This is a genomic window from Pseudomonas sp. GW821-FHT09E04, assembly GCF_059416185.1.
In genome coordinates this window covers 120,549-133,229 of sequence record NZ_JBWKOR010000005.1, presented here as the reverse complement: position 1 = coordinate 133,229, position 12,681 = coordinate 120,549, and the positions used below count along the sequence as shown (strand labels likewise).

Annotated in this window: 7 protein-coding genes; 5 read left to right on the top strand and 2 right to left on the bottom strand. The window is 61.6% G+C overall.

Annotated elements, in window-relative coordinates; translation table 11 throughout:
* Positions 1-49: 49 nt before the first annotated feature.
* Complete coding sequence (locus tag AC07N4_RS19415; protein WP_025111807.1) at positions 50-355, top strand: PsiF family protein; 306 nt, start codon at positions 50-52, stop codon at positions 353-355.
* 98 nt (positions 356-453) lie between these two features.
* Positions 454-1,467, top strand: a complete 1,014-nt coding sequence (locus AC07N4_RS19410; protein WP_096819781.1) for an AI-2E family transporter — start codon at positions 454-456, stop codon at positions 1,465-1,467.
* 57 nt (positions 1,468-1,524) lie between these two features.
* Here the strand turns inward: AC07N4_RS19410 and AC07N4_RS19405 are convergent, their stop codons facing one another.
* The gene (locus AC07N4_RS19405) at positions 1,525-2,799 is read right to left on the bottom strand and encodes an Hsp70 family protein (protein ID WP_096819780.1); all 1,275 of its coding nucleotides are present in this window, start codon (positions 2,797-2,799) and stop codon (positions 1,525-1,527) included.
* Positions 2,800-3,092: 293 nt separating this feature from the next.
* On the opposite strand from AC07N4_RS19405, the gene AC07N4_RS19400 reads away from it, so the two are divergent.
* Complete coding sequence (locus tag AC07N4_RS19400) at positions 3,093-4,043, top strand: DnaJ C-terminal domain-containing protein (protein ID WP_493065797.1); 951 nt, start codon at positions 3,093-3,095, stop codon at positions 4,041-4,043.
* Between the two features lie 23 nt (positions 4,044-4,066).
* A complete protein-coding gene (locus AC07N4_RS19395) occupies positions 4,067-4,372 on the top strand; it encodes a chaperone modulator CbpM (protein ID WP_096819778.1) in 306 nt (101 codons plus the stop codon).
* A 4-nt stretch (positions 4,373-4,376) separates the two neighbouring features.
* On the opposite strand, the gene AC07N4_RS19390 is transcribed toward AC07N4_RS19395, so the two are convergent.
* Entirely contained in the window at positions 4,377-5,504 is a 1,128-nt protein-coding gene (locus AC07N4_RS19390) for a sensor histidine kinase (RefSeq protein WP_493065796.1), read from the bottom strand.
* 177 nt (positions 5,505-5,681) lie between these two features.
* Here AC07N4_RS19390 and AC07N4_RS19385 point away from each other — a divergent pair, with 177 nt between their 5' ends.
* Positions 5,682-12,677 carry an NEL-type E3 ubiquitin ligase domain-containing protein gene (locus AC07N4_RS19385; RefSeq protein WP_493065795.1) on the top strand — a complete coding sequence of 2,332 codons (6,996 nt, stop codon included), beginning with the start codon at positions 5,682-5,684 and terminating at the stop codon, positions 12,675-12,677.
* Positions 12,678-12,681 lie beyond the last annotated feature (4 nt).

Sequence of the window (12,681 nt, the reverse complement as noted above, 5' to 3'; positions counted from 1 at the left end):
ACTCAGCCGGAGGCCGCCTCCATCGATGCGGCAACAAGGAGAAAACTCCATGAAGATGTTGCGTGTCCCTTTGTTGATGATCGGTCTGCTGCTGTGCTCCCAGGGTTTTGCCGCCACGGCGCAACAGAACAAGATGACCACTTGCAACGCCGACGCCACGGCCAAGAGCCTGAAAGGCGATGAGCGCAAGACCTTCATGAGCACTTGCCTGAAGGCAGCGCCGGCGGCCAACGACGCCAAGACCCTGACCCCGCAGCAGGAAAAGATGAAAACCTGTAATGCCGACGCCAAGACCAAGGCCCTGACCGGCGATGCGCGCAAAACCTTCATGAGTGATTGCCTGAAGAAAAAATAAGATCGACAGATCGCAGCGAGCGGCAGGGCATCCGCTCGCTTCGGCGCTGGATCGCTGGCAGACTGCCAATCCTTTTACGCCGTTCGTTTTGAGGCTGTATGCCAACGTTTTCTGAGCGTCATGTTGTGTTCTGGGTCAGTTGCATCATCATTTTCGGCGGTTTGCTGCTGGTGCTGCCGCTGCGCTTGTTGCCCAGTCTGCTGGCCGGGCTGCTGGTGTTCGAGCTGGTCAACATGCTTACCCCACAACTGCAACGGCTGATCGAAGGCCGCCGCGCGCGCTGGCTGGCGGTGGCGTTGCTGGGCACGCTGGTGGTGAGTGTGCTGGCGCTGATCTTTGCCGGGGCTATCAGTTTCCTGCTGCACGAGGCGGAAAACCCCGGGGCTTCCCTCGACAAATTCATGGGCGTGGTCGATCGTGCACGCGGGCAACTGCCGCCGTTTGTCGATGCTTATCTGCCGGCCAGTGCCGCGGAGTTTCGCGTGGCCATCGGTGAGTGGCTGAGCAAGCACTTGTCCGACCTGCAACTGGTGGGCAAGGACGCGGCGCACATGTTCGTGACCTTGCTGATCGGCATGGTGCTCGGCGCGATCATCGCGCTGCAGCGCGTACCGGACGTCACCAAGCGCAAGCCGCTGGCGGCCGCATTGTTCGATCGTCTGCACCTGCTGGTTCAGGCGTTTCGCAATATCGTTTTTGCGCAGATCAAGATTTCCCTGCTCAACACCTTCTTCACCGGGATCTTCCTGGCGGTGATCCTGCCGCTGTTCGGGATCAAGCTGCCGCTGACCAAGACCCTGATCGTGCTGACGTTCCTGCTCGGTTTGCTGCCGGTGATCGGCAACCTGATGTCGAACACGCTGATCACTATCGTCGGCCTGTCGCTGTCGATCTGGGTGGCGATTGCCGCGCTGGGCTACCTGATCTTTATCCACAAGCTCGAATACTTCCTCAACGCGCGCATCGTCGGCGGGCAGATCAGTGCCAAGTCCTGGGAGTTGCTGTTGGCGATGCTGGTGTTCGAGGCCGCGTTCGGCCTGCCGGGGGTGGTGGCGGGGCCGATTTATTACGCGTATCTGAAGAGTGAGTTGAAGCTGGGCGGGATGGTTTAAGCGATTTGATCGCTCCCACGTCGAACCGTCTGCGTGGGAACGATCATCAGTGCAGTGTCAGTTCATCGAGCCATAGCGTTTCATGGCTTCAATCGCCAGGCCGCTGCCGATGCTGCCAAAGATGTTGCCTTCCACATGCCGCGCGTTTGGCAGCATCGCCGAGACGCTGTTGCGCAGCGCCGGGATACCGCTGGAACCACCGGTGAAGAACACCGTATCGACCTGACCCACCGCCACATTGGCGTCCGCCAGCAATTGCGTGACGCTGCCGCGCACGCGCTCCAGTTGCGAATCGATCGCCGATTCGAACAAGGCCCGGGTCAGCTCGACGCTCAGCCCGGATTCGATCCGGTCCAGCGGCACGTGGCGGCTGTCGTTGTGGGTCAGCTGGATCTTGGTTTCTTCCACTTCCATCGCCAGCCAGTGCCCGGCGCGCTGTTCGATCAGCTTGAACAGACGGTCGATGCCGCCGGTGTCCTCGATGTCGTAACGCATGCTGCCCAGGGCCAGGGTCGATTTCTGCGAGTACACCGAGTTGATGGTGTGCCAGGTCGCCAGGTTCATGTGGTGACTGGTCGGCATGAACGCGCCGCTCTTCATGCGGCTGCCGTAGCCGAACAGCGGCATCAGGCCTTGCAGGCTCAGTTGCTTGTCGAAATCGGTCCCGCCGATGTGCACACCGCCGGTGGCGAGGATGTCGTCGTGACGGTTATCCATGCCCCGACGCTCGGGCGACAGGCGCACCAGCGAGAAGTCCGACGTACCACCGCCGATGTCGACGATCAGTACCAGCTCTTCCTTTTCGATGGTCGACTCGTAGTCGAAGGCCGCAGCGATCGGCTCGTACTGGAACGACACGTCCTTGAAGCCGAGCTTGCGCGCCACTTCCACCAGGGTGTCTTCGGCTTCCTGGTCGGCCAGCGGATCGTCGTCGACAAAGAACACCGGACGGCCCAGCACCACCTGTTCGAACTCACGACCGGCGGCCGCTTCGGCGCGGTTCTTGAGCTGGCCGATAAAAAGACCGAGCAAGTCCTTGAACGGCATCGCGGTGCCGAGGACGCTGGTGTCGTGCTTGATCAGCTTGGAACCGAGCAGGCTCTTGAGCGAGCGCATCAGCCGGCCTTCGTAGCCTTCCAGGTACTCGTGCAGCGCCAGGCGACCGTAGACCGGGCGGCGCTCCTCGATGTTGAAGAAGACCACCGACGGCAGGGTGATCTTGTCGTCTTCCAGCGCGATCATCGTTTCCATGCCGGGGCGCAGCCAGCCGACGGTGGAGTTGGACGTGCCGAAGTCGATGCCGCAGGCACGGGCTGGAGAGGCGTCTTTCATGGTCTTTCAGTTCCGGTCAAAAAAACGGCCGCGCAGTGTATGCCAGTGCGCGACAGATTCGAAGGCCAGTCATCTGCTATTTCACGACTAAGCTTGCTTGAAAGTCGCCGCTTTGCCCCAAACTTGCTGGCATGGGCCGGCAGACATACCGGCGGTCGCAAGAACCGCCGTCCACTGCCGATAAACTTCTGCTGCGCCACCCGGTCACAAGTTTGAGATCGGTCAACCTGGCACGCGCGAATCGGCGCATGCTGACGGCGGCGCGAAATCGATAACGGATGGTGACTCCTTCAATGGACTTCAAAGACTATTACAAGATACTCGGCGTGGAGCCGACGGCTGACGACAAGGCAATCAAGGCGGCCTATCGCAAGCTTGCGCGCAAATACCACCCCGATGTCAGCAAGGAAAAAGACGCCGAGGCCAAGTTCAAGGATGCCTCGGAAGCCTATGAAGCGCTGAAAAGCGCCGACAAGCGCGCCGAATACGATGACCTGCGCCGCTACGGCCAGCACGGTCAGCCGTTCCAGGGCCCACCGGGCTGGCAGAGCCGTGGCGGCTTTGGTGGCGGCGGTGGCGACACCGGTGACTTCTCGGACTTCTTCAGTTCGATCTTCGGCAATCGCGGCCCCGGTTTCGGTGGCGGCGAAGGCCGGCAATCCCGCAGCGCCGGACGGCGAGGGCAAGACGTGGAACTGGAACTGCCGATCTTTCTCGAAGAGACGCTTTCGAACGAATCGAAAAAAATCAGCTTCCAGGTGCCGCAATACAACGGTTCCGGCCAGCACGTCAGCAACACCAGCAAGAGCCTGAACGTGAAGATCCCGGCGGGCGTGACCGACGGCGAGCGCATCCGCCTCAAGGGCCAGGGTGCACCGGGCATCGGTGGCGGCGCCAATGGCGATCTGTACCTGACCATCCGTTTCGCGCCGCACCCGAAATTCGATGTCGAAGGCGAAAACCTGATCATCACCTTGCCGCTGGCACCGTGGGAACTGGCGCTGGGTGCCGAAGTGGCCGTGCCGACCCTGACCGGCAAGATCAACCTCAAGGTGCCGGCCGGCAGCCAGAACGGCCAGCGCATGCGCGCCAAGGGCCATGGCCTGCAGAACAAGGCCGGCGAGCGCGGTTATCTGTTCGTCCAGCTCAAGGCCGTGATGCCGAAGGCTACGGGCGATGACGTCAAGGCACTGTGGCAGGAACTGGCGAAGAAAGCCGCCTTCAACCCGCGAGAGAACTTCTGAACCCGGCGACGGAGTAGCCCATCATGAGCAGCCCCCTGATCGTTCAACTGGACATGGCAGAATTCTGTGAGGCGGCCGACCTGTCGGACGTCTACGTGATCGAAATCGTCGAACACGGCATCCTCGAACCTCAGGGCGCGCAGCCCCGGGAATGGCGCTTCACCGACTACGAACTGGCCCTGGCCAAACGCGCCGTCAAGCTGCGGCGCGACCTGGAGCTGGAATGGGAAGGCGTCGCCCTGGCGCTGGACCTGCTGGAAGAAGTGAAGGAACTGCGCGCCGAGAACCGGATGCTTCGTCAGCGTCTGGCGCGGCTGGTGGTCGAGTAGCGCTTCAAACCTCTCTGGGCAGCGTCACGCTGAACAGCGTTCCGTCGGCTTCGCTTGAACTGACTTCGATCGTCCCGCCGTGGGCGGTCACCACTTCCTTGACGATGAACAGCCCCAGGCCGAGGCTGGTCGACGGTTGCCCGAGTTCTTCGTCGGCGCTGCGTACCAACGGATCGAAAATCGTGCCGATGGCCTCTTCGGGAATCGGCGTGCCGTCGTTATGCACGCTCAGGCACACGTTGTCGGTGTCGCCGCGCAGATCAACGCTCACCTCGCGGGGATCGGAGCCGTGCTGCAAGGCGTTGCCGATCAGGTTCTGCAACAGCTGATCGATCCGTCCGGCATCCCAGGCACCCCGGGTATCGCCGCTGATGGTCAGTGTCGGATCGCATTCCGGATTCCCGGCGCAGGCTTCGGCGATCGCCCGGCGCGCGGCTTCTGCCAGGTCCATGGGGACAGGGTTGATCGGCAGGCTTTTGCCGAGGCGACTGCGCACCAGTTCGAGCAGGTCGCTGACCATGGCCGCCATGTGCCGCGCACCGTGTTTGATGTTCAGCGCGCAGGTCAGCGCATCGCCTTCCAGGGTGGTTTTGCGCATCAGCACTTCGGTCGACATGCTGACCGCTTGCAGCGGCGCGCGCAGGTCGTGACCGAGGATGGCGAGGAAAATGTCGCGCGAGCGGTTGACCTGCTCGGCGTAGGCTGCCGTGGATTCCGCCAGCGCTTCGTCGATGGCTTCGTTGAAGCGGATCATGTCCTGAAAATATGCCATGTCCGGCGACTGCAGCGAATTGACCCACAAGCGAATCACACAGGCGCGCAGGTGACGGAATTCCGAGGTCATCTGCACCAGGTCGAACCCCACCGTATGCCGCAACTCACCGTGGCTGGCGCCGGCCTCGTCCAGGCTCGGGGTTTTCTCGGGGCCTTCGCCCTTGGCCTTGGCGATTTGCTCGCTGGCGGTTTGTGCAGTGTCCATGTCCCGCGCGGCGGCCAGCAGGATGGCCTTGGCATGGTCGCGCAGCGCCGTCTGATCCATATTGTCGGCCGCCGGCGTGATCGTACGGGCGAACTGCTCCCATTCCTCGACGATGTGATCCGCGTGTTGCCTGATGAATTCGGATAAACGCATGTCCGGGTTCCTGGAAATTCAAGGCGGGGCGTTCGAATATTAGTCCCTTTGCGCGGGAAAGATAGCGCCGCTCGAGCCTGACATTTCCGCTGACAAGACGCCGTACTGCGAGACATATGTACCGCAGCCACGGAGGTTCGCCATGGTCTGCTTTCGCTCCATTTCAAGGAGCGAATCATGCCCGAAATCCCTCTCACCCCACCTTCGCCGGATAAGGCTGCACCGCCTCCCGGGCCGGTTGTAACGCAAAGTCTGCACGCCGGTTTCCTCCAGCAGGCCAGCCCCGACTGGTTGATCAATGCACCGGTTCAGCAGCGGGTAGGGCTGAAAAGTGCCGATAACGCCACACCCGACTGGTACAGGCGCGCCTCGCGCGATCAACGCAAGGCGGTGGGCGACGCCGTGACTGCCAGCCTCGCTGCCCAGGCTCGCCTGGACAAAGCCATGTCGGGCTTCCAGGACATCGACAGCTTCGCCGCGCCATTGCTGACCAAGGCCCTCAAGGACCGCTTCAACGTGACGCTGGACCTCAACAAGACCTGGCTGCTGCTGAACAAACCGGTGGAATTGGGGATTTTTGCCATCGACATCGATTTCTTCGAAGTCCTGAAACTGCCATTGCTGCAAGCGGCCCTGCACAACTTCGAAGATCGTGAATGTAAACGTGGCGCCTTTCATGAAACCTCGGGATTTCGCAGGGAAACCTCGACACCCGGCACGCTTGCGCCGTTGAGCACGCCCCTGACGGTCGAGCAATTCACCGGTCTGTGCCGTTCACTGGACATCGGGGCGAAATATCAGGCGTACCTCAGGGATTTCCTGCGCCCCAAGGACGCAGTGACCGAACACGTGCTGCGCGACAAATTCGTCGCCGCGCATAAAACCGCTCTGCGTGCGGCGGCCGAACTGGCACTGGTCAAAGGTGATATCGGACACGAAGACTACGCCTCGATTCGCTCGATCCTCAACGGTGAACTGGTACCGCGTCAGGGCCGTCGGCAGATCTGGTTCCGTGATCTGGGCCTGATGGGCCGGCGCATGACTGGCTGCGTGATGTTCACAATCTGCGAGAAGTATCGCTACAGCGACGACTCGATCCTGTATATCCCGGGTGATCCTTACCACCCGCTCAAACGCTACAAGGGGCTGGAAATCGCAGCGATGTTCAAGCAGCGGTTTACCGCACGCGACGCGACTCAAACTCATCCCGCCGAACCGAATGCCTACCAGCGCTTTTTCAGTCAGTTCGTCGCCTATGCCGACCGGCCGCGCTACTTCGGCCAGTTCACCGACGACACGCCGAACCGCACGTTCACGCAAAGGCTGGCGCCCTACGAGCCGCTGCTCAACGAGTTTTTCAAGGCACTCAACCCGATCAACGCCGCGCTGACAGGGATCCGCGAATTGCCACCTGCGCCGCCGATCGAACAGGTGCCGAATGCTGAGCCGTATCTGAACCCGGTTGACCTGTCTCGCAAGGGGGGCGGGATCTGGTCGGACAATGTCGACCTGTGGAATTACCAGTTCGAGCAGCATCGTGAGCGGTTGATCGCCGATGCCCGCAGCCATGCCGTGCCCACGGCGGATGTCGACGCCAGGGTACGCTCGGAGAAGTTCGCCGCGTTGTTGAACATCGGCATGCTGGTGCTGATGGGTGTCTCGATGTTCGTGCCGGTGCTGGGCGAAGTGATGATGGTAGTGATGGCCGGGCAACTGTTCGAAGAAACTTTTGAAGGCGCCATCGAGTGGAGCGAAGGTGATCGCAAGGCTGCCAAGGCCCATCTGATCGATGTCGCGCAGAATCTCGCGTTGATTGCTTTGATGGCGGGGGTGGGAAAGGGGTTTGCTCGGTTGGCGGCAGCCAGATCGGTGCCGGTCATCGAGAACCTGCATCAGGTGGAATTGCCCGACGGCACGACCCGCTTGTGGAAGCCTGACCTTCGTGGTTACGAGAGTCCGGTTAGGCTGGATCCGTACGCGATGCCGAATGCGCTGGGGCAATACGAGGCCGGAGAAAAAACCTGCATCCGGCTCGACGGCAAGACCTACCAGCAGGCTTATGACGAATCGCTCAAGGCCTGGCGCATCCAGCATCCGAGCGATCCGCAGGCCTATCAGCCGCCCCTGGCGCACAACGGCGCCGGCGCATGGCGGCATACCCTGGAACGCCCACAGGATTGGGATCGATTGACGCTGTTGCGGCGCATCGGCCACAGCACCGAGCCCTTTGCTGACGAACAATTGCTGACGATGGCCGATGTCGCCGGTGTCAGCGACAACGCCTTGCGCAAGATGCACCTGGACAATGCCTTGCCGCCGCCGGAACTGACGGACGCCATGCGCCTGTTCAACGCTGAGCGTGACGCCGGACTGATCGTCGGACAGGCCGCCGGCGCACAGGCGATCGACAATCGTTTTCTGCATCTGTTGGCGCTGCTACCCGACATGCCACGCTGGCCGTTCGGGCGGATGCTGAAAATCTACGACAGCCCTGACCTCTCGGGGAGGGCGCGCAATTACGGGACGAAGCGCGGCGGCAAGGCGCCGATCCGGATCAGCCGGGCCGAGGTGTTGAACGGTCAGCTGCCGACCCGAATACTCACGGCGCTGGATGAAGCGGAGACGATTCGCCTGTTGGGTGGCGAGCCTGCACGCGTTCGGTCGGCACGGGCGCGGGAGTTCTCCAGACAGATTGCCGACTTCGCCAGCACGCATCAGCCCGCGTTGTTCGACAGCCTTCTCAAGGGAACCGAGCCAGTCGATCCCCGGGCGACAAAGCTGCAGCGAGTCGTCCCCGGACTATCCGAACGTGCGGCAACGGCTGCATTGGGACAAGCCGATGCCGAAGAACTGGCACGACTGGACAGCGCCGCGAAGGTCCCGTCGCATTTACAGGAGCTCGGTCGCTGGTATGGCCAGGCAGGCCGCATGACAAGGGCACTGGCCGGGTTGCACAGTGAAACCATGGCCTCGGCCGACAGCCGCCATCTCGCGTTGCAGACGTTGGGACGATTACCGGGGTGGTCCAATGACGTGCGTCTGGAAGTCCGCGAGGGCAGTATCAGCGGCCCGATGCTGGATGCCATCGGCAGCGAAACGGCCTCCGAACACAAGTATCTGGTCAAGTACGGGGACGCCTATCAAGCCGCCAATGAGCGAGGCGAGCCGCTTAACAGTATTCCGGTCAGGGGCGACAACTTTTTCGCCTCGTTGATGCATGCCTTGCCCGATCCGGCACGTCATGCGCTGGGTCTGCCGAATGTCGGGCAGAGTGTCGAGTTGCAAGGCGCGATCATGGATCGGGCGCTTGCCGAGCGCAGTCAGTCGGCACAGATTCTTCGCGCAGGCGCCGCCGAGAAACCCTGGTTCAAGCCGCCGCAACGCATTGCCCCCAAACTGCTCGGTTATCCCGCCAGCGGCGATGGGCCGGGGCCAGACCCTGTGTTGATCGGGCACGTGCAGAATGTCTATCCGGGATTGACCGACGTCCAGGCCCGCGGCTTCATTCTTGAGCAATGGCGGCTGGGCAAGACTGACCAACAGATCCTTCATCTGCTCAACAATCGAATGAGCGAATGGCGAGAGCTGGAAACAACGCTTGATGAATGGCTGATGTCGCAGAACCTGCGCCTGCGTAATGCCCGTGACGAATTCGTCAGCGTGGCGCAAAACATCAAGGACTGTTGGCGCAACGCACCGTTGGCCGAACACAATGCTCAGGCGGCGCGCCTCACGATCATCAGTGATGCTCCGCTGCCGCCATTGACGGCGGATTTCTCTCACGTGCGCGAACTGACACTGCGCGCCCCGGTAGTGGGTGACACGCTTGCAGCGTTCCCCAACGTTGAAAAACTGGTGATGAGCGCCGGCGTCGCGGAATTCGACAAGGTCCTCACAACGTTGAAGACACTGCGGCACATGACCCGGCTGAAACTGGCCACACCCCTCACGGGCGCGGTGGCGTCGAGGATCAGGGAACTGACCCGGCTCGAGGAGCTGGAGCTGCACTGTACCGGCAGCGGCGCCAACCCAGTGGTGCCGGTGCAGCTTGATTTCAGCGGCATGCGCCAGCTGCGCAGGCTCGAAATCGGCAGCCCGCAAATGCATCAATGGCCGCGCGGTGTTCTGGATTTGCCACGACTGGAGCGTCTGAACCTGCGATCAACCTCGATCAATGCGCTGCCGATGGAAATCTATGAAGGTCATCAGCGACTGTTGTCCGGTCTGTCGCTGGACTGGTCGAAGTTCCCGCGCCGGGTGTTCAAACCGATCTACGAATTCGTCCGCAGTCAACCTCGGCATCTGATCGATCTGGACGAAATGGTTGCCGACTACTGTCGCGGTGAGCTCAAGCGTTTTGTCGGCATGGAGTCCAGCCTGTTCGATGTCCTGAGCAATGGTTTCAAGACGCAATGGACAGATGCCGGGAGCCGGCTCGTCGCCATCGAAGCCCTGAGTGAACAGTTCAGCGAACTCAACCGGCTGACAGAGTGGGTCGGTTCCGAACCGACCATCGCCAACGGCGGCGCCGCACGCTCGGCAGTCGCCGAAACCTTGCGGAGCAATTGGCGCAGTGGCTTGTTCCAGCGCTACGGCGCGCGCACCGAAAGCGTGTTTTTCAACCTGTACGTCAGTTTGCCCACCGATCCGTCGGTGCTGGATATTCTGGGTTCTCCCGTGGACAGTCTGCCGGTCTTGTCTGCTGAAGGTTTCAGCCACGTCAGAAGCCTGCATCTGGCCGGGTTGCAGGCCCCGGTCGAACAGTTGCGCGGTTTCATCCGCACCTTCCGCGGGGTCGATACCCTCGACCTGAGCCATTGTGGCTTGACCGAACTGCCGCTGGAACCGAGCGATCTGCCGGCGCTCGAAACCCTGAACCTGCACGATAATCCTCTGGAACGTATCGACGTGCGCGGCATGAATCGCCTGATGGCGCTGGACCTGAGTTCGACGGCCCTGCGCGAATGGCCGGCCGGTGCCGAGGATCTTCCGGAACTGACCTGGCTGGATCTCAGCGACAGCCAATTGACCTCGCTGCCGGATACGCTGCTGGCGCGTGATGCATTGTTGCTGGATACCAGCCTGACCGGCACCGCGTTGAACCCGCAAGCCAAAGCCGCTCTCGCCACTGCGCGGCAGAGGATCGAAGGCGCCCGAGGCCTGGCCCCCGGATCGTTGCAGCGTTTTGCGCTGGAGGAACCGCGTCACCGTACACCGCCCACCGAAAGCGGTTCGGTCATCGCTCGGCGCCTGTTGCCGTTGCCGCCACGGTTGCCTGCTGTTGAAGGGCCGGCCGGATGGGGTGCGCGCTTGCGCCGCCTGTGCCCGCAGTACGACAACACTCGGGCACAACAGGCCATCGAACGGATGCAGAGCGCGGGGCTGACCGAGGTGCAGATCAGTGCGCGAATCGACGCATGGGAACAGACATTCGAGTCGCTGACGCGGCGCCTCAACGATTGGCTGTTCACTCATGAAACCCGTGGTATGGATTGGACCGTGTCGTCGCGCACCCGCCAGATTGCTGCGCAGCGCATCATCGAATGCTGGCGGGACGGTACGGACGACTGGAATGGCGTCACTGATCGCGAGCTGAACCTCGACGGTCTGCAAGTAGGCAATCTGCCCGAGCTGACGGACGTGTTTCCTGCGGTGAGTACCCTGAACCTGGCGGGTGTCAAGCTTTCCACCGATGGTTCCAATGCATTCCTCAGGGCATTCACACAGGTGCGCCGACTCAACCTCAGTGGCAACCACTTGCCGGTTATCCCCGAACCTGTCGGGCAAATGCGTCGGCTGGCGCGACTGGAACTGTCGTTCACCGGCCTTGCGGACTCCGCGGCGCTGTTTCAAACGCTTGAAGGTTTGACCCAGTTGCAATGGCTGGATCTGAGCCATAACAGCCTGCGCGCGTTCAGTGTCGCTCGACTCGGGCGACTGGAGCGGCTGGATCTGCGTGACAACCTGCTCACGGCTTGGCCGGAGGGAGTATTGCAAGCCCCGCACTTGCAGGCGATCGACTTGAGCAACAACGAAATATCGTCAATTCCAACGCAGCTGTATGACGGCAGCCATGCTGCGCTGATTGCCGGCAGCAATCTTTCGGAAAACTACGAAATGTCGCAGCAAAGCCTCATTCGGCTGCGTGAATACGCTGATGCGCAGGGGCGTCGTGACGCGCTGGGCATGACGTATGCCGATATCGACCGAATGATCGACGATCTGGACAGCACCACCGAAAGCGATGACGAAGACCTGAGGATCGACAGTGAACCCGATGAGGTCCTTCCGGCGCTCGCCGAAGCGGTCCTTGAGCAGCAAGTGACACCATGGATTGAAAACATCCCCCAGGAGGACGCCTTGCGTTATCGGGCGATGTGGCAGCGGTTGGCAGTCGAGCCCGACAACGAGGCCTTCTTCCATCTGCTGTCGCGGATGCCGGATACCGAAGAGTTCCGGGTGTTTCGCGCCGACCTGACCCGACGGGTCTGGGAAGTCGTCGAGGCGGCCGATGGCAGCCAGGAGCTGCGCGATACGCTGTTTTCCATGGCAACCACGCACACGACCTGCGTCGACGGGCGCACCCTGGCGCTCAGCGAAATCGAGGTCAAAGTGTATGAGTACAACGCCTTGCGACACCTGCAGCCAGGTCTTGCGGCGAAGGGGCGCGCCTTGCTCGACTTGTCGCGACAACTGTTTCGCCTGGGTGAGGTGGAAAAACTCGCGGCGCGCAGCATGGACCGTCACGCCGATCCTGCGGAAGTGCGCCTGCAGTATCGAATCGGCCTGACCTCCGGCTGGGAGGATGGCCTGCTATTGCCTGGGCAACCCAGCCACATGCGGTTTGCCCGGCCGATCAGGGGCGAGGATCTGGCAGCCGCTCGCGCGGCGGTGGTGAAGGCTGAAAAAGGCGAGGGGTTTTATGAGGAACTGATCAGCCGTGATTACTGGGTGCAATACCTGACCGAGAAGTACCCGGATGAACTCGGCGCGCTCAAGCGCAGTTCGGATGAAAAATTGCAGCGACTTGAGGATGAATACGAAGACGTCACCAGCGCGGCGTACCAGGAGGCGGTGCAGATGCTCGAGGTTGAACGCAGTATTGAGCGCAACCAGCAACTGATTGCCTTGTCACGTCAGGAAACCGGCGAGCCGGTGAGGGTCGGGCTTTAGGGTG